The following is a 16,478-nucleotide window of genomic DNA, read 5'->3' as shown; positions in this document are numbered from 1 at the left end:
ACGGCGCCCCGGCTCCCGGAAAATCCGTCACTCCGGCCCAACTGCGGGCAGAGCCCGCAGTTGGGCCGGACTGTTCCCCCGACACTTTGGAGAGTCGCTGCTGCGCCCTGTGGCGCCGCGACAGGAGACCTCGTCATGCCGCTGTCTCAGAACCGCCTGGATCGCCAGGGTCTGTGGATCTTCCTGCTGCTTTGCGTCGTGTATCTCTTCGTGCCCTTCCACCGCGTGAGCCCGGCGGTCATGGCCGTGGACATCATGCACGACATGGGCCTCGGAGCCCCGGCCATGGGGCTTCTGGCCTCGGTGTTCTTCTTCACCTACGGGGCCATGCAGTTGCCCAGCGGGCTTCTGGCCGACTCCCTGGGGCCACGCAAGACCCTGCCCCTGTTCTTTTCCCTGGCCGGATTCGGAGCCCTGCTGTTCGGCATGGCCGACACGGTCCTCGGCCTCGTCATCGGCCGGGCCCTCATGGGTTTCGGGGTTTCGGTGATCTTCATCTGCGGCATCAAGCTCATCAGCCGCTGGTTCCCGCCCATGGCCTTCGCCCGCATGAGCGGCATCTACCTGGGGGTCGGCGGCCTCGGGCTGATTCTCGGCTCGGGCCCCACGGCCGCGCTCTGCGCCCTGACGGGGTGGCGCATGGGGCTCATGCTCAGTGGCGGGGTCGGCCTCATCCTGTGCGTGGCCCTTTGGATATGGGTTCGGGATACGCCTGAGGAATTGGGGCTCGGCTCCCCCCTGGGGCCCTCCGCCGCGGGCGGAACCGCCCCCCGCGCCGGGGTGGGCGAGCTGTGGCGGATGGTCCGCCGCATCTGCTCCCACCGCGGCTTCTGGCTCATCGCCCTGTGGTTCTTCTGCCAGTTCAGCATCCATATGAGCTTCGGCGGGCTGTGGGGCGGGCCTTACCTTATGGACGTGCACGGCCTGAGCCGCACCGGCGCGGGCAACGTGCTGAACATGATGGGCCTGGGCATGCTGGCCGGAGGGCCGCTGACGGGCTGGCTCTCGGACTCGGTGTTCCGGGGCCGCCGTCCGGTCATGCTCCTGAACTCGCTGTGCCTGGGGCTCCTGTTCCTCGTCCTGGCCCTCTGGGGCCGGGAGCTGCCCCTTTGGGCACTCTACGCCTGGTTCTTCGGCCTGGCGGCCTTCGGCATGGGCTCGCTGTCCGTGGGCTTCGCCTCGGTGCGGGACCTCTTCGGCGACCAGGCCACGGGCACGGGCGGCGGCCTCCTGAACACCTTCCCGTCCTTCGGCGTGGTCCTGTTCCAGCCGCTCACGGGGTGGATATTGGAGAACCAGGGCCGGACCCCGGCGGGCGGCTTCAGCCCCGAGGCCTATTCCCTGGCCTGCGCGCTGTATGTCGGGGTGGCCCTGGTCGGGCTCGCCGGGGCCGCGCTGGCCCGGGAGCCCATGCGCCGGGAGGCGTGAGCGCTCACTGCCGTGGGGAGTTGCGACCCAGCCGCCGCCAGAGGGTGGAGGTGCTGATGCCCAGCCGTTTGGCCGTTTCGGCCCGGCTGCCGCCGCACTCGTCCAGAGTCTGGTAGATGAGCCGCATCTCCTCACGGCGCAGGAGAGGCTCCGCATCCGGGCGGGAGTCTTCCGCCGCGACCTGCCCCTGAAGGGGCTCGAGGTTCTTGAGGATATCCTCGCGGGTGACCTCGCGGCCCCAGCAGTCGACCATGATGCGTTCGAGAATGCTTTTCATCTCCCGGATGTTCCCCGGGAAGGAATACGCGCGCAAGACCTCCCAGGCCTCTGCCCCCAGCTCCGGGGGCGGGCCGCCGAGGCGGTAGCCGATCTCCTGGCTGTAGTGCCGGATGAGGGCATCCAGGCATTCGCCGCGTTCGCGCAACGGCGGCAGGGTCAGCCGCAGGACGTTGATGCGGAAGTAGAGGTCCTGGCGGAAGCGGCCTTCGGCCGCAAGTTGCGGCAGGTTCTTGTTGGTGGCGCAGAGCACCCGGACATCCACGGGGATGAGCCGGTCGCCGCCCAGGCGCATGATCATGCGTTCTTCCAGGACTCGCAGCAGCTTGACCTGCATGGGCACGACCATCTCCGCGATCTCGTCCAGGAAGATCGTGCCCCCGTCGGCCATCTCGAAGAGCCCCTTGCGGCCGCCCTTGCGGGCCCCGGTGAAAGCCCCGTCGGTGTAGCCGAAGAGTTCGCTTTCGAGGAGGTTCTCGGGCAGAGCCGAGCAGTTCACGGCCACGAAGGGGCCGTGCCGACGGCGGCTGGCGTTGTGCAGGCTCTGGGCGATGAGCTCTTTTCCGGTGCCGCACTCTCCCAGGATGAGGATCGTGGAGTCGGCTGCGGCGTAGTTCCCGGCCCGGGTGATGAGATCACGCATGGCCGATCCGGCATGGATGATGTCGTCGAAGCGGTGCTGGGCCACCAGCCCCTTCTGAAAGATGTCGCGGCGGCGTTCGGAGTTGCCCTGGCGCTCCGGTTCCAGGAGCACCACGGCCCCGAAATTCTGCCCTTCGCGGGCGACCGGGTGCACCCGGCAGAGATATTCCAGCCCTTCTTTCTTGCCCTGGACCACGCCGCTCCAGGTTCCCCCACCGCGCACGGCATCCAGGATTTCGCCCGGCCGCAGGCGGTACGCCTCGCCCTCCCTGACGAACAGCGCGTTCTCCACGTCGGGGTCCAGATGGACGAGCTGGTTGGCGTGCAGCAGACTTCCCTGGCCGTCCAGCACCAGGACGCCTTCGCGGGTGGAGTCGATGAAGACCTGCTGGCGCAGCCGCCATTCGTTCTCACGCCGCACCACGCCGGACAGCTTGGCCGCCTCTTCCAGGGTCGCCAGCAGGGCGGAGTCCGGCGTGCGCAGGCCGAAACCGAGGATGCCGAAGGATTCGGCCAGGGCCGTGGACTGGGGATTGCCGACCATGACCGCGTAGCCCTGGTCCCGAATCTCGGCCACCACCCCCGGGATGTCCTTGGTGGAGGCCAGCTTGAAGATGCCGAGCTCCACGGAGAGGATGGGGGCGGCCACCTGCGCGGCCTTGAATATTTCGCCGAAGCCGACCACCGCTATGCGCGAGCTGTATTTCCGGGCCTGATCGATGAGCGGGATGATGTCGTGGACCGTGATGGGAATGTCGGCCACCGGCACGTTGATGGCCGCGCGGATGAGCTGGGTGGTCTCGCCGCGGCTGATCAGGACCTTGGCCCCCTGGGCCACGGCCTCGCGGGCCACGTCCACGGCTTCGTCCACCAGCCCCTTGTGCAGGGAGAAGTCGATGACCGTTTCCTGGCGGATTTTCTCGAACTGGGCCATGAGCCCCACGTCCGGGGCGATGACTGCGATTTCACTGATCATTCCGGCTCCGATTCGGACCAGGGTCTATCGTGCGGGCCGCGCCTCCGGGTTCAGGCAATTCTCCGGCAGGCGGCCGTCCAGGGCCGCGAAGATCTTCCCCGCGCAACTCTCGCCCATCCCCACGCGCGCCTCAAGCGTGCCGGTGCCGTTGTGCGGGCAGAGCAGCACCCTGGGGGAGGCCTTGAGCCGGGTCTCGACCTCGGGCTCCCGCTCGAAGACATCGAGCCCGGCCCCGGCGATCTGCCCGGCGTCCAGTGCGTCGGCCAGGGCCGTCTCGTTCACCACCGGCCCGCGCGCCGTGTTCACGAGCACGGCCGAGGGCCGCATGAGGGCCAGCTCCGGCGCGTCGATGAAGTGGCGCGTCTTTTCGGTCAGGGGCACGTGCAGGCTCACGAAGTCCGCGGTGCGCAGCAGTTCTTCCTTGGAGACGCAACGCGCTCCCGTGGCCTGCTCGAAGGCCTCGTTGCGCGTGCGCGAGACATAGAGCAGGCGCATGGCGAAACCCTTGGCGCGCAGGGCCATGGCCGTGGCGATGCGGCCGCAGCCCACGAGCCCGAGCGTTTTGCCGTGGACCCGCGCGCCCGTGAAGAGCGTGGGGCCCCAGCCCTCGGTGTGCCCGGCGCGCACGAAGGCGTCGCTTTCCCGCAGCCGCCGCGCCACGCCGAGCAGCAGGGCGAAGGCCAGGTCGGCCGTATCCTCGGTGACGAAACCCGGGTTGTGGGTCACCCAGATGCCGTGTCTGGTGGCGGCGGCCACGTCCACGTGGTCGTAGCCCACGCCGTAGCAGGCGATGATGCGGCAGGAGGGCGTCATGGCCGCGATGGCTTCGGCGTCGAGTTTGAGATAGCTGGCCAGGATGGCGTCCCGGCCGCGCACTGCCGCGAGGAGTTCCTCCCGGGGCACGCCTCCGGCGGGAGCCACCTCCACCCGGCAGCGGGTGCGCAGCAAGGCCAGGGCCTCGTCGAGAAGCCTGCGCGTGACGTAGACGTTGCCCTTGCTCTCCTGCCTCACCATATGTCCTCCTGTCCTTGCGCTCCGGGAATGCCCGTGCCCGCCCCAGGGCGGGTGTTCCACCCGATGCCGGAAAGAGGCGCCGAGCGCCCTTTTTCCGGCAAGCGCACGCTTCCGTGCGGCGGTCCCGATAATGCGCTCGCCCTCGCGGAATGGCAAGGTGCGGCATCCCTTCCGGGCGCGCCGCCGCCGGGTGATTGGCGGAGCCCTTGCCCGCCGTGAGGATGGCGGAAAAGAAAAAGGGTTCCAGCGGTTGGCTGGAACCCTTTGGTTCTCTGGTGCCGAAGGGGAGACTCGAACTCCCACGACCGTGAGGTCACCACCCCCTCAAGATGGCGTGTCTACCAGTTCCACCACTTCGGCGTGTGGGCGCTTTGTGTGGCACAGGGCCTGGGGAAATGCAAGCCCTTTCTCCGGCCCGGGGCGGGCTTGGGGGCAGGGGGATGGGGCGGTGCCGGGGCCGTATGTCCCTTCGTCGGGGCGGCTTCGGGCGACCCTTTCCGCAGGCCGGGCCTGCCTGACCCGGCACCGGGTTTCGGCTCGCCCCGGCTCGCCCCGCCCCGCCCGTTTCCCTGTCCGCTTTCCTTTGGTCCGTCGCCATGCTACCAATGCGGCATCATCAATATCCACCAGCGTATACGGAGGTTCCCCATGCCCGCCATGCCCCGGCTCCCCCGTGTTCCGGCTCCGGCCCGCGTCCTGGTTCTCTGCCTGATCCTGGCGCTGCTCGCCGGGTGCTCCCTGTCCGGGCGCTGCCCCGGGCCCCAGGCCGTCGTCAGCCTGCCTTTCAACGCCACTCCCGACTTCAGCACGAACCCCTTCTGGGACGGCACCACCGGCGGCGACTACGGCACCGGCCTGGCCCTGGCCGACATCAACGGCGACAAATACCCGGACCTCATCGTCGCCAGCGGCAACGACAAGGCCCTGCAACAGGTGCAGGTCTACTACAACGACGGGCACGGCAATTTCCCCGCCGACCCCGACTGGCATTCCACCGACACCGTGGACGGCCTCTACGGCGAGCACAACGCCCTGGTGGCCGTGGGCGACATCGACGGCGACGGGTACAACGACGTGGCCGTGTCCATCTTCCTCGGCCAGCGCAACGAGTACGACAAGGGCGGCGCCAAGGTCTATTTCAACCGCGGCGGCACCCTGGAGACCACGGCCTCCTGGCGCGTGACCGGGTTCCCCTCCTTCGGGCTGGACCTTGCCGACGCCAACGGCGACGGCCTGCTCGATCTGGCCGTGGCCTGCGGCGAGCCCATCCCTTCCGACGAGGTCTGGGCCACCCAGCCCTGCGACAGCGCTGCCGCCACCGCCCGGCACCGCCCGGCGCCCGGCGCCGTCTCCCTGGGCGCCACGGCCAACCCCGACCCGCCCTATGAGGTCCAGAACCGCATCTACTACAACACCGGCTCCGGCCTGAGCACCACCCCCGGCTGGCTCACCGACGACGCCTTCGTGGCCATGGGCTGCGCCTTTGCCGACGTGAACACCGACGGCTTCATGGACATCGTGTTCGATTCCGCCCCCGTGCGGGCCTACCTGGGCCGCAACGACGGCAGCATCGACACCAGCCCGGGCTGGACGAGCAACGACGTGAACTACTACGGCAACGGCATGGATTTCGCCCGGACCATGCACTCCACCGCCTCCGCCCGCCCCGACGACGTGGCCACCCTGGCCATCTCGGCCAACAACTACATCGGCAACGGGCGCGGCGGCTTCTCCCTGTACCGTTTCCTCGATCCCTACATCATCCAGTACGCCCCGCGCACGAGCTGGCCCGACTGGCAGTCCGACCAGGGCGGCTGGGGCTCGGCCATCCATCTGGTGGACCTGAACCTGGACGGCAACCTGGACATCCTGACCCACCGCTGGAACGACCCCGGGCGCAACGACCTGGACGGCACGCTGCTCTACTACCAGGGCAACGACGCCACCGCCTCCACCACTCCGGACTGGGCCACCACCGCCACCTCCGTCATCGAGGCCATCCAGACCGCCGACCTGGACCTCGGCGCCCTGGCCACCGGGCAGGACAGCTTCACCATCGACTCCGCCTACGTCGCGCGCTACTGGAAGCCCGGGCAGGACCATATGCGCGTGCTCTACATCCAGCAGCAGAACCCCGTGACCATCTATGCCGTCACCGTCAACGGCAACGCCCTGGGCCAGGGCGGCTTCCTCACCGTGCCGGGCCGCAACTGGGTGGCCTTCACCCAGCCGATCCTCGCCGGAGACACCATTCAGATCAGCTACGTCTATTCGCCCCGGCCCGACATCGTGTACACCAACTGGAACTGCAACAAGGGCAACTACATCTACTACAACCTCCAGTAGGGTCTTGCCGGGCCGCCGGGCCCGGCCCGGCCGGACGAGCCTCCGCAGGAGCCCGGCCCGCGAGGGTCGGGCTCTTGCCCGGCGGGCGCAATTGCTGTACGCCATGGGCACACCCCAACCCGGAGACCGCCCATGCTGACCATCGGATGGATCGCCTTCTCCTACCTGCTCGGCGCCGTGCCCTTCGGCCTGCTCGTGGGCAAGGTGCTCTGCGGTGTGGACCCGCGCACCGCAGGCAGCCGCAACACCGGCGCGACCAACATCGCCCGGCTGTGCGGCTTCAAATACGGCGTGCTCGCCCTGGCGCTGGACGTGGGCAAGGGCCTGGCCCCCGTGGCCCTGGCGCGGACATTCACCGACGCGCCCCTGTTCCTGGCCCTGGCGGCCGGAGCGGCCATCCTCGGGCACTGCTATTCCGTGTTCCTGCACGGCAAGGGCGGCAAGGCCGTGGCGACGACCATCGGCGGCTTCGTGGCCCTGGCCTTCTGGCCGACGCTCATCTCCTGCGCCCTGTGCGTGGCGGTCATCGCCCGCTCGGGTTACGTGTCCCTCGGTTCGCTGACCCTGGCGGCCGCCCTGCCCGTGTGCATGCTCCTGGCCGGGCACCTGACCTATGCCGCCGTGGGTGTGGCCGTCATGGCCCTCATCTTCTGGCGCCACCGCGAGAACATCCAGCGGCTGGCCCGGGGCGAGGAAAAGCCCTGGCGCAAGAAGGACGCCCAGGGCGAAGACGCCGCGGACTGAGCCCCGGCCCTGCTTTTTTGCCCCAGGCTTCGCCCCGGGGGGCGCGGCGTCCTCCTCCGCTGCCCCCCGGGGCGGAGCCGTTCCCGGCCGTCGCCAGGGGCGGGGGAGTGACGCTCCGGCCTTGACAGGCGCCCGGGCCGGGCGTACTTCCTGCTCAACGTTTGGCGAAAAAGGAAAACGATGCAACCTTTCCCCAAGGAAACCTATGCCCGGCGAGCCGCCGTGCTGAAAGCCCTGGGCCATCCAGCCCGGCTGTTCATGGTCGATGCCCTGGCCCAGCAGGAGCGTTGCGTGAACGAGTTGACGCGGATGGTCGGGCTGGACGTGTCCACCGTGTCCAAGCACCTGCTGGTGCTTAAGGACGCGGGCATCGTGCGCGACGAGCGGCGCGGTAAGCAGGTTTTCTACTCCCTGCGCATCCCCTGCGTGACCAACTTCTTCGCCTGCGTGGAATCCGTGCTGCAAGGTTGAGTCTTTTTTCAGGCCGTTCATTTGGCGATTTCGCCAATTGTTGGGAGTCCGTCCATGTTCTGGAAATCCGAGTGGAAGGCCCTGGTGGCCATCAGCGCCGTGTTCCTGGCCTGTTTTTACCTGCCGGTGGGCCAGCCGCGTTTCGACAACGCCGTGGTCGAAGCCCTGGCGCTGGTGAAATGGTACGCCCGCGAGCACGTCCTGCTGTGCCTGATCCCGGCATTCTTCATTGCCGGGGCCATCGCGGTCTTCGTCAGCCAGGGCTCGGTCATGAAGTACCTCGGGCCCAGGGCCAACAAGGCCGTGGCCTACGCCGTGGCCTCCACCTCGGGCACCATCCTGGCCGTGTGCTCCTGCACCATCCTGCCGCTGTTCGCGGGCATCTATCGCATGGGCGCGGGCCTGGGGCCGGCCACGGCCTTCCTCTACTCCGGCCCGGCCATCAACGTGTTGGCCATCGTGCTCACCGCGCGCGTCCTGGGCCCGCAGATGGGCGCCGCCCGGGCCGTGGGCGCCGTCGGGTTCAGCGTCGTCATCGGGCTGGCCATGCATTTCATCTACCGCAACGAGGAAAAGCAAAAGGCCCTGCTCATGGCTGCCATGCCCGAGGCCGGAGCGCCGCGCCCTCTGTGGCAGACCGGCGTCTACTTCGCCACCATGGTCGGCGTGCTGGTTTTCGCCAACTGGGGCTCCACCGACCAGCCCCAGGGCCTGTGGCACGCCATTTATACCGCCAAATGGACCATCACCGCGCTTTTCGCGACGGGTCTCGGGGCCTGCCTGGTGGCATGGTTCGGGCTGGCTCTCTGGAAGGCGCTGGGCGTCGCCGCCGTCTGCGCGGCCCTGGGGCTGGCCTTCCCCCAGGAGCCGTCCCTCGCCTTCGTGGCCGGGGTGGGCGGGCTGACGATCCTGACCAGCACCCGCCAGGACGAGTTGGGCCAGTGGTTCGGGTCGAGCTGGGGTTTTGCCAGGCAGATCCTGCCCCTGCTGCTTTTCGGCGTGTTGGTGGCCGGGGTGCTGTTGGGGCGGCCCGGGGGCGAGGGGCTGCTGCCTTCGGAGTGGGTGGCCCGGGCCGTGGGGGGCAACTCCCTGGCGGCGAATTTTTTCGCCGCTTTCGCGGGAGCGTTCATGTATTTCGCCACGCTGACCGAGGTGCCCATCCTCCAGGGCCTCATGGGCAACGGCATGGGCAACGGCCCGGCCCTGGCCCTGTTGCTCGCGGGTCCGGCGCTCAGCCTGCCCAACATGCTGGTCATCCGCAGCGTCATGGGCACGCAGAAGACTGTGGTTTTCGTTTCCCTGGTGGTGGTCATGGCCACGGCCAGCGGCATGGTCTACGGAACCCTTTTCCCCTAAGGAGCAGACGATGCGAGAGATCAAGGTCCTGGGCCCCGGGTGCCCCAAGTGCGAACAACTCAAAAAAAACGCCGAGCAGGCCGTGGTCCTGGCGGGCGTGCCCTGCAACGTCGAGAAGATCACGGACATGCTGCGCATCTCCGAGTACGGCATCATGCTGACCCCGGCCCTGGTCGTGGACGGCGAGGTCAAGGCCGTGGGCAAGGTCCTTCCCCCGGAACAAATAGTCGAATTTCTGAAATAGCCATCCTGGGAGTCGCCCCATGGGCACCGACTGTTCCTGTGCGTGCGCTGTGGCGCCGACGTTGATCTTCGCCTGCCCGGGTGCGGCGGACGCGGGCGGGGAGACCGTGCCGGGAGCCTGCTTCGCGGCCCGGTCCATCGGGGGCTGATCCCTCCGGCGCGCGACGGCGGTCCCGGGCTGTGCCCCGGCAATGCAAAGCCCCCTCCCGGCGCGCCGGGAGGGGGCTTGTCGTCGTTTTGCCCGGGGGGCGGCTACTGGGTGCGCACGCTGCGCGTGCCGTTGGTCTGCACGGCGTAGCGCAGGACGTTGCGGAACAGGCCGCCGCCCAGGTCGGTGGAGCTGTCGATGACGAACTTGCCGTAGTTGCCCTCGGTGGTTTTGAAGGCATAGACCTGCCCGGTCATAACGCCGTCGCCGAACATCGAGCCGTAGCCGCTGTCGGGTGCCTCGTCCAGGGCATCGAAGCTGCCGCCCACGGCCTGGAAGGTCGCCGAGTTCTCGCTCCACAGGATGTTGCCTTCGATTTTCAGGTCCGCCGTGGCGGTGGTCGCGCCGCCGGACATCTGGGCGCCGGTCTCGAAATCGATGGCCCGGCCGGGGAACGTATTGGCGTCCATGGTCGCCGACTGCGCAGTGATGGCCGAGCCGCCGCCCCCGACGCCGCCGTCGTCCTCCACGTCGCCCGCGCCGGGCTGCACGGGGGTCCGCTCGTCGCGCGCGGTGCGGATCGCGTCCACCACGGCCATGGGCAGGCCGCTGGCCTCGGCGATTTCCGGCGACAGGGTGGCATAGAGCAGGTTGCCGCGCATGTTGCGCAGCTTCATGGCCCCGTCTTCAGGCACGAAGGTCATGGTCGTGCGGCCGGTGGTGGTCTGCTGCTGGCCGGTGGTGCGCGGGATCTGCTTCTTGTCCCACTTGGTTTCGACCGTGGCGTAGCCCTTGCTGACGTTGACGCGGTTCACGTAGATGCGCAGCTCGATGGCGCTGAACATGTCGAAATCGAAGCGCACGCCCTCTTCGAGGAACACGCGGTTGCCCAGGTAGTCGCGCGAGATGACGCGGGCGAAGGCCGCCGCGTCCTGGGCCTCGTAGGCCTCGGCCATGTTCTTGATGGCCGCCAGGACCAGCTCCGTGTAGTCCACGTTCTCGTAGACCACGGGCCCGCCGGGCAGGAGCTTCAGGTCCACGTCCTCGCGGGTGCCGCCGCGCTTGAGGCGCAGCACGAAGTCGTAGCGCTGGCCCGCCGCGGGCAGGAACTCGAAGCTCAGGTCGCGCGCGACGCGCGTTTCGTCCCAGGTGCGCCCGCCGTCGATGGACAGCAGCATGCCCTCCACGCCCTCGACCTCCGAGAGGGTGGCGTCCACGCGGATATGGCCGTTCTCCAGTTCGTCGCGGGTCACGGTCACGCCGCTCTGGTAGGGCTCGATGCGCCGGGAGTTCACGCGCACGTCCGTCGCGTAGTACATGGACTGGGCGGCGAGATCCTGGGCGGTCTCCATGGCGGCCTGATCCTCGGCGGCCTGCCGGGCCTGCTGCTCGGCCAGGGCCGCGGCCTGGGCCTTGGCGGTGCGTTCCTGCTCTAGGTGCACCGCGCGCATGGTCACCACTTCGTCCAGTTTCTCTAGCAGCGTGCCGTATTTCTCGCCCACAGGGCTAGTGCGCAGGGCCTCGGGCTCCAGCTTGAAGGTGCCGTCCACGGTGAACCAGCCCGTGCCCGTCTTTTTCACGGCCATGGGCAGGGCGGCTGCCACGGCCTCCAGGCCGGCGGCCCATTTGTCGCCGTCGGTGTGGGGGATGTCTTCGGCCAGGGCCAGGGCCCCGGTCACGTCCTTGGGGTAGATCACGGTGCCGCCGTAGAGGATGTTGTCCTCGTCCACGGGGGTGGCGGCGGTCATCTTGGCCGTTTCCGCGGCCCAGGCCACCGTGCCGGGAAGGTACTTGGACACGAAATCCCACTGCGGGTAGCCTTGCAGCCGTTTCAGCCAGTCCTGGCCGTAGCGGCGCAGTTCGGTGTCGTTCATGTAGTGCGGGTAGGGTTCCGTGGCCAGGGCCTCGCCTCCGGGGCCGGATATGGCAAAGGGCACCATGCGGCCCTCGCTGTCCGTGCGCAGCATTTGCCCGGGGCCCTGCAGGTCGCGCAGGAACTCCTCCATCTCCTGCTGCTTTGCGCGCAGGAAACCGAGGTCCTGCTCCAGGTTGGCGTTGTTGGTCCGCACCCGTCTGGCGTAGTCCGCCAGGTTGGCGCGCCAGGTGCCGATGGCCGAGCGCGCCCGGCTCAGGGTGGCCTCCAGGAATTTTTCACGCTCCTCGAAGCGGGTGGCGGTTTCCTTGCCGAGCAGGGCCTCGATGGAGCGCATGTCCTGTTCGGTGAAGATCTGGTCGCGTTCGTTGCTGCGCTTTTCGAGCTTGTCCTTGAGCCAGGGGATGAACAGTTCGGCCTGGTCGATCTGCGCGCGCTGCGCGTCCAGGGCGGCATCGGAAACCAACTGCGACGAAAGCGCCGAGGCGGCCATGCGCAGCCGGTACACGGCCTCTTTCGGGTCCATGCCGGAGTCGTCGCCGAAGGTCCCCACGGCGGTGTGCCGCTCCAGGGGGTAGCCCGGCACGGGGCGCTCCCAGAACTTGTCCGGATAGTCGCGCACCGGGGTTTCGATGGCGGCCATGAAGCGGTTGTAGCGCTCCGCGCGCCCGCTCCAGAAGGCCGTGAGTTCATAGAATCCCCGCAGCTTTTCGTTCAGCTCGCTGGACAGGGCGTCCACGGTCGCGAGGTCGTTGGCCTGCCATTTCCGCATGTCCCCTTCGACGGCGGAGCGCTGGCTGTTGTCGGGCTGCCCTTTGCGCACTGTTTCCAGGGCCTCGGCGTAGAACGCGTTGATCTCGGCGCGCAGTTCCGCCCCGGCCTGCTCGTACAGCGTGCGTGCCAGGGCCGAATCGCCCACGTTGCAGGCCTCGAGCACCTGGGCTTCGACCTCGGCCATCCGGCCTGTGGCGTTTTCGATGGGGTAGCGCTTGATGTAGGGTTTGACCTCCTGGTAGTCCGGCAGGTTCTGGTCGTACAGGCTTCCCCAGGGGCGGCCCGCGCCGTCCGTCGCGCTGGATTCGCGCGCCAGCTTGGCGTTGTGGGCCCGGGCCTCCGCGTCCATCTTCGCCAGTTTCTTTTCGTATTCGGTGAGTTCCTGGGCGTGGATGACCGGCGCGTCCGCCTGGAGGCCGCTGACGAGCACCGACCAGCGCCCGCTCTCGGCTTCCAGTTCGGCATGCAGGTCGAGGGCGTCGGCGCGGTAGGCCCCGGCGGCGGCCTTGTTCAATTCCCCGATCATCCGTGTCCCCGTCTGCTGGTAGGCGGGCAGGTTGACGAGCGCGGGCTTGTTCATGGCGCTGGAAATTCTGGAATATTCGCTGCGGGATTGCGCAAGCAACTCGCGGTACCTGGGCAGTTCCTCGCGGGCCTGTTTTTCGGCGGTGTAGAGTTGCAGCAGCCGGGGCAGGTCGTTGCCCGTGAAGGCCTTCATTTTGGCCACGAAGTCCGCGAACTTGGCGTTTTCCTGGCGCAGGCGGGTCTCCTGGTAGCGGACCATGGCCTGCTTGTTCACATCGGCCAGCAGGGTGCGGATCCAGCCCCGGGCCACGTTGCGCAGGTCGCCGGTCAGGGCCAGGGTCTCCTCGTCCTGGGCGCTGGCCGTGCCCAGGGAGCCGAGGTACGAGGCCCAGCTCTGCTCGGGCCACTCCTCGCCCAGGTGGGTGGTCACGTAGCTTTTGACCAGGGCGCGCACCGCGTCGTTGGTCACCACGTAGTCGTTGAAGAAATAGTCCACGGTGTCGGCGGTGATGTTGATCTGGGCCGGAGCGTCGGCCGTGATCTCGCCGATGATCCGCCGGTCGCGCTCCACGGTGCCGTAGAGGGCCTCGATGTCGCGCGCGGCGCCTGTGGACTGCACGAGCTGGTGCGATTCGTAGGCCGCCTTGGCCGCCGCCCACACGGCGGAGACCGCCGGGTTGCCCAGCTTGTCCACGGCGGCGTCGGCGGCCTGGATGGCGGCCTGATCGTAGTTGCCCGCCCCGAGCTCGGTGGCCACGTTCTGGACCAGATCCACAAGTCCGGTCAGTTCGGAGACCTTGTCGTACACCGGGCCGTAGTCCGCAAGGCCCTTCAGGGCCTCCAGGCCGCCGAGCTTGGTCAGCAGCCAGTCCGAGGCTTCGTCCTTGACCACGCTCTTCGCGGCCTCGGCCATGTTTTTGCTCTCGGCGGCGGCCTGGGTGAACGACAGGCCGAGCCCGGCGACCTTGTCCGCCGTTTCGGCGGCGAGGGCCGGTGCGGCGGCCAGGGCGGCGCCCAGGGTCAGGGCCAGCAGCAGGGCCGGGAACAGGCGCGCGGCGCCCTCGGGGCAACGAAATCTGGTCATATACGGCGTTCCTCTCGCGTCAGAACGGGTTGTCGCCACCCATGCGGGTCAGCAGCCAGCCGTCGGCCCCGGGGGCGAACACGAATTCCGTGCGCCCCCGGGCCATGGTCTGGCCGCCGGATGTCTGGGCTTTTTTGAGCCAGGAGAACGAAACGGCCATGGCGCCGCCGCCAGCGGGCAGCACCCGGTCGATGAACGTCTCGTACTGCACGGCCTGCTCGGCGTTGCGCGCGCGGTCCGTCCGGTCCAGGAAGGCCGGGCGCAGGGGTGCGAAATCCGGGGCCACCACGGCGGCGAAGGCGGCCATGGCGCCCTGGGAGTAGGCATCCAGCACCCGGGCCACGGCGGCCTGGGCCTCGTCGCGCGCCAACGGGGCCGCAGGGGCGCCGGGCCCGCCCTGGGCGGCGCAGCCCGGCAGGGCCGCCAGCAGCACCAGGGTCAGGGTCAGGGCCAGCACCGGCGCAACCGCCCGGGACACGGGAAAGGCAACGGCTGTTTTCGGCATCAGAAGTTGCTCACGAAGCGCAGCACGTAGCGGGCCTCGGAGTAGTCCTCGCCCGTGGTGTCGTATTCGTAGTCGTTGTGTTCGCCGCGCAGGCTGACGACCGTGCTGCGCTGCTTGTCCAGCCGGTAGGCGAACTCCAAAAACCGGGTGTTGATCTGATAATCCCGCGCCGAGCCCGTGTTGGCGGCGTCCTGCAGGTTGTAACCGAAGGTCATGGTCAGCGGCTCGGCCAGTTCGTAGCGGCCGTTGAGGCTCAGGCCGTGCTGCATGTCCTGGCCCTCGGTGCCGTGGTCGTCGCGGATGTTGCCCACGTATCCGGCGGCCAGATACAGGCGGCGGCTCCACAAGGTGAAATCGCGGCCCATGTTGGCACCGTAGCGCCAGGAGTCCTCGTCGTCCACGCCCACGGGCCGGGCCGTGAAGTGGCGCATCTCGGCAAAGGCGCCCAGGGTCGCGTCCCACAGGCGGGTGTTGGCGGCCAGACCGGCGGTGACGGTGGTCGAGTCGGCAGTGTTGGCGCCGTCGTTGGAATCCTTGCGCTGGTGGTTCAGGTAGGGCCGCAGGGAAAGGTTGCGGTAGTCCTCGAAAGGCCGGGTGGACAGGGAGAGGTATTTTTCGTCGTAGCGGGTGCGGTAGGGCCGGTCGCTGCCGGGCAGGTCGTCCCAGTACCAGTTCTGAGAAACGGTCAGGGTATTGTCGGGATTCAGGCGCCAGTCGGCGCTGACCATGTGCTGTTCCTTGTCGCTGGAGGCCGAGCCGACCAGGGTCCGGTAGTCGGGGTCCACCCGGTAGGCCAGATAGCGCAGGTCCCAGACGTTCTTGTAGCGGTAGCCGGGCATGACCCGCCAGGCCGTGCCGTACAGGCGGCGGTCGTCCGTGTCCTCGTCCTCGATGTAGCCGCTGCGCGCACCCTCGAAGACCACGAAGGCGCCGTTGCGCAGGCGCAGTTCGCCGTCCAGCCCGGCCACGTTGTTGTCCTGGTCCGTGGCGGAGGGGTCGCGTTTGAGCGAGGCGGAGTCGTCGTCCACGGACACGCCCTGCGCACCCAGGCGCAGCAGGGTCACGGCCGGATTGTCCTCCAGGGGCGTCACGTCGATCTTGGCGCCGTAGACGTTGCGCTGGTAGAGCCCCCGGCCGGATTCGTTGGTCCGCGCGATGACGGCCTTGGTGCGCAACGGGTCGCCGGGGGCCAGCTCGGCGTTGAGGCCCTCCAGGCTGGAGCCCATGACGAACTGGCTGAAGTCGGAGTAGAAATTGCCGAACTCCACGAGGTTGTCGTCGTTGAACACGCTCAGGTTCAATTGCTTGAGCACCACGGCGTTGCGTTCCTCCATGCGCTCGTTGTCCGTCTTGCGCAGGTTGGCCTCGCCCTGGAACTGGTAGTCCGCGAACAGGCGCTCGAAGGCCCGCAGGTCGAGCTCCATCAGGTGGTCCTTGTTGTCGTCGCGGTAGAACGACCGGGCCTGATTGCCGCGCACGGAGGTGTATTCGCCCTGCACGGCCACCCGGCCGGTGATCATGCCCGAGCGGTCCGGGCCATACTGGCCGTAGGAGCCGAAATCGAACAGGTCGTGCAGGCGCTGCCCGGCGGTGAAGTCCGGCACGACCTTGGGCGCGTCGCCGCCGTCCGCACTGTTGCCCAGGAAGATGATTTCCGCAGCCCCTGCGGGCCGCACCAGGGCAAGCAGGACCAGGGCCAGGGCGACAATCGTCCGCGTCCATGCGCCGTGTGCTGTCTGCATAAACAATCCATGCGGTTTTCTTGTTGGCGGTGCGGCTTTTGCCCTGGCGAACCGTTGTGCCGCCTCCGGTTGCAACACGGCCCTTCCAATGTGCGAAAGGGCCGCGTTCCCGGTTGCGTCATGGTGCGCAGGGTTCTGTCAAGAAGCCTGAAGAAAGATATTGTGTTCCACAATCCCGGTAAAGACGATTTTAAAAGAAAAATAGCCGTTCCGCCTTTTTTGTTTATGTCAGAAGATGTGGTGGCACCCTGTGAAAAGCGCGGAGTGTTTGCGGCACAACGGATTTTTCTGTCTCTTCCACAGATTTCCGTGCATCGGGAAAAGTTATCCA

General features: G+C 68.0%; 11 protein-coding genes and 1 tRNA gene. 6 read left to right on the top strand and 6 right to left on the bottom strand.

Features of this window, described 5'->3' with window-relative positions:
• Positions 1-135: 135 nt before the first annotated feature.
• On the top strand, positions 136-1,428 hold the full coding sequence (locus tag ACZ5KV_RS07600) for an MFS transporter (RefSeq protein WP_464241740.1): 1,293 nt from the start codon (positions 136-138) through the stop codon (positions 1,426-1,428).
• 4 nt (positions 1,429-1,432) lie between these two features.
• Here the strand turns inward: ACZ5KV_RS07600 and ACZ5KV_RS07595 are convergent, their stop codons facing one another.
• The 3 genes from ACZ5KV_RS07595 to ACZ5KV_RS07585 all read right to left on the bottom strand — a co-directional run bounded on the left by ACZ5KV_RS07595 (position 1,433) and on the right by ACZ5KV_RS07585 (position 4,696).
• Positions 1,433-3,322, bottom strand: a complete 1,890-nt coding sequence (locus ACZ5KV_RS07595) for a sigma 54-interacting transcriptional regulator (RefSeq protein WP_464241739.1) — start codon at positions 3,320-3,322, stop codon at positions 1,433-1,435.
• A 24-nt stretch (positions 3,323-3,346) separates the two neighbouring features.
• A complete protein-coding gene (locus tag ACZ5KV_RS07590) occupies positions 3,347-4,336 on the bottom strand; it encodes a 2-hydroxyacid dehydrogenase (protein ID WP_464241738.1) in 990 nt (329 codons plus the stop codon).
• A 273-nt stretch (positions 4,337-4,609) separates the two neighbouring features.
• Positions 4,610-4,696: transfer RNA gene (locus ACZ5KV_RS07585), tRNA-Leu, on the bottom strand.
• Between the two features lie 288 nt (positions 4,697-4,984).
• Here ACZ5KV_RS07585 and ACZ5KV_RS07580 point away from each other — a divergent pair.
• The 5 genes from ACZ5KV_RS07580 to ACZ5KV_RS07560 all read left to right on the top strand — a co-directional run bounded on the left by ACZ5KV_RS07580 (position 4,985) and on the right by ACZ5KV_RS07560 (position 9,497).
• The gene (locus tag ACZ5KV_RS07580) at positions 4,985-6,682 is read left to right on the top strand and encodes an FG-GAP repeat domain-containing protein (protein WP_464241737.1); all 1,698 of its coding nucleotides are present in this window, start codon (positions 4,985-4,987) and stop codon (positions 6,680-6,682) included.
• Between the two features lie 132 nt (positions 6,683-6,814).
• Positions 6,815-7,426, top strand: coding sequence for a glycerol-3-phosphate 1-O-acyltransferase PlsY (gene plsY / locus ACZ5KV_RS07575; RefSeq protein ID WP_464241736.1), 612 nt, complete (start codon positions 6,815-6,817; stop codon positions 7,424-7,426).
• 180 nt (positions 7,427-7,606) lie between these two features.
• Positions 7,607-7,897, top strand: a complete 291-nt coding sequence (locus tag ACZ5KV_RS07570; RefSeq protein WP_464241735.1) for an ArsR/SmtB family transcription factor — start codon at positions 7,607-7,609, stop codon at positions 7,895-7,897.
• A gap of 54 nt (positions 7,898-7,951) precedes the next feature.
• Positions 7,952-9,253 carry a permease gene (locus ACZ5KV_RS07565; protein WP_464241734.1) on the top strand — a complete coding sequence of 434 codons (1,302 nt, stop codon included), beginning with the start codon at positions 7,952-7,954 and terminating at the stop codon, positions 9,251-9,253.
• Positions 9,254-9,263: 10 nt separating this feature from the next.
• On the top strand, positions 9,264-9,497 hold the full coding sequence (locus ACZ5KV_RS07560) for a thioredoxin family protein (RefSeq protein WP_464241733.1): 234 nt from the start codon (positions 9,264-9,266) through the stop codon (positions 9,495-9,497).
• 251 nt (positions 9,498-9,748) lie between these two features.
• Here the strand turns inward: ACZ5KV_RS07560 and ACZ5KV_RS07555 are convergent, their stop codons facing one another.
• The 3 genes from ACZ5KV_RS07555 to ACZ5KV_RS07545 are packed head-to-tail and all read right to left on the bottom strand — an operon-like array spanning position 9,749 to position 16,147.
• Entirely contained in the window at positions 9,749-13,900 is a 4,152-nt protein-coding gene (locus tag ACZ5KV_RS07555; protein WP_464241732.1) for a hypothetical protein, read from the bottom strand.
• Between the two features lie 19 nt (positions 13,901-13,919).
• A complete protein-coding gene (locus ACZ5KV_RS07550; protein ID WP_464241731.1) occupies positions 13,920-14,405 on the bottom strand; it encodes a hypothetical protein in 486 nt (161 codons plus the stop codon).
• Entirely contained in the window at positions 14,405-16,147 is a 1,743-nt protein-coding gene (locus tag ACZ5KV_RS07545) for a porin family protein (protein ID WP_464241730.1), read from the bottom strand. Before ACZ5KV_RS07545 ends, ACZ5KV_RS07550 begins: the two co-directional genes overlap by 1 nt.
• Positions 16,148-16,478 lie beyond the last annotated feature (331 nt).

Source organism: Desulfocurvus thunnarius, assembly GCF_055390965.1.
This window is presented reverse-complemented; position numbering and strand designations above follow the sequence as displayed.

What these genes read in the sequence shown, in the direction of transcription:
- ACZ5KV_RS07560 (WP_464241733.1), top strand. Translation starts at nt 9,264, where the DNA reads ATGCGAGAGATCAAGGTCCTGGGCCCCGGGTGCCCCAAGTGCGAACAA.
- ACZ5KV_RS07595 (WP_464241739.1), bottom strand. Translation starts at nt 3,322, where the DNA reads ATGATCAGTGAAATCGCAGTCATCGCCCCGGACGTGGGGCTCATGGCC.
- ACZ5KV_RS07590 (WP_464241738.1), bottom strand. Translation starts at nt 4,336, where the DNA reads ATGGTGAGGCAGGAGAGCAAGGGCAACGTCTACGTCACGCGCAGGCTT.
- plsY (WP_464241736.1), top strand. Translation starts at nt 6,815, where the DNA reads ATGCTGACCATCGGATGGATCGCCTTCTCCTACCTGCTCGGCGCCGTG.
- ACZ5KV_RS07565 (WP_464241734.1), top strand. Translation starts at nt 7,952, where the DNA reads ATGTTCTGGAAATCCGAGTGGAAGGCCCTGGTGGCCATCAGCGCCGTG.
- ACZ5KV_RS07600 (WP_464241740.1), top strand. Translation starts at nt 136, where the DNA reads ATGCCGCTGTCTCAGAACCGCCTGGATCGCCAGGGTCTGTGGATCTTC.
- ACZ5KV_RS07550 (WP_464241731.1), bottom strand. Translation starts at nt 14,405, where the DNA reads ATGCCGAAAACAGCCGTTGCCTTTCCCGTGTCCCGGGCGGTTGCGCCG.
- ACZ5KV_RS07570 (WP_464241735.1), top strand. Translation starts at nt 7,607, where the DNA reads ATGCAACCTTTCCCCAAGGAAACCTATGCCCGGCGAGCCGCCGTGCTG.
- ACZ5KV_RS07580 (WP_464241737.1), top strand. Translation starts at nt 4,985, where the DNA reads ATGCCCGCCATGCCCCGGCTCCCCCGTGTTCCGGCTCCGGCCCGCGTC.
- ACZ5KV_RS07555 (WP_464241732.1), bottom strand. Translation starts at nt 13,900, where the DNA reads ATGACCAGATTTCGTTGCCCCGAGGGCGCCGCGCGCCTGTTCCCGGCC.
- ACZ5KV_RS07545 (WP_464241730.1), bottom strand. Translation starts at nt 16,147, where the DNA reads ATGCAGACAGCACACGGCGCATGGACGCGGACGATTGTCGCCCTGGCC.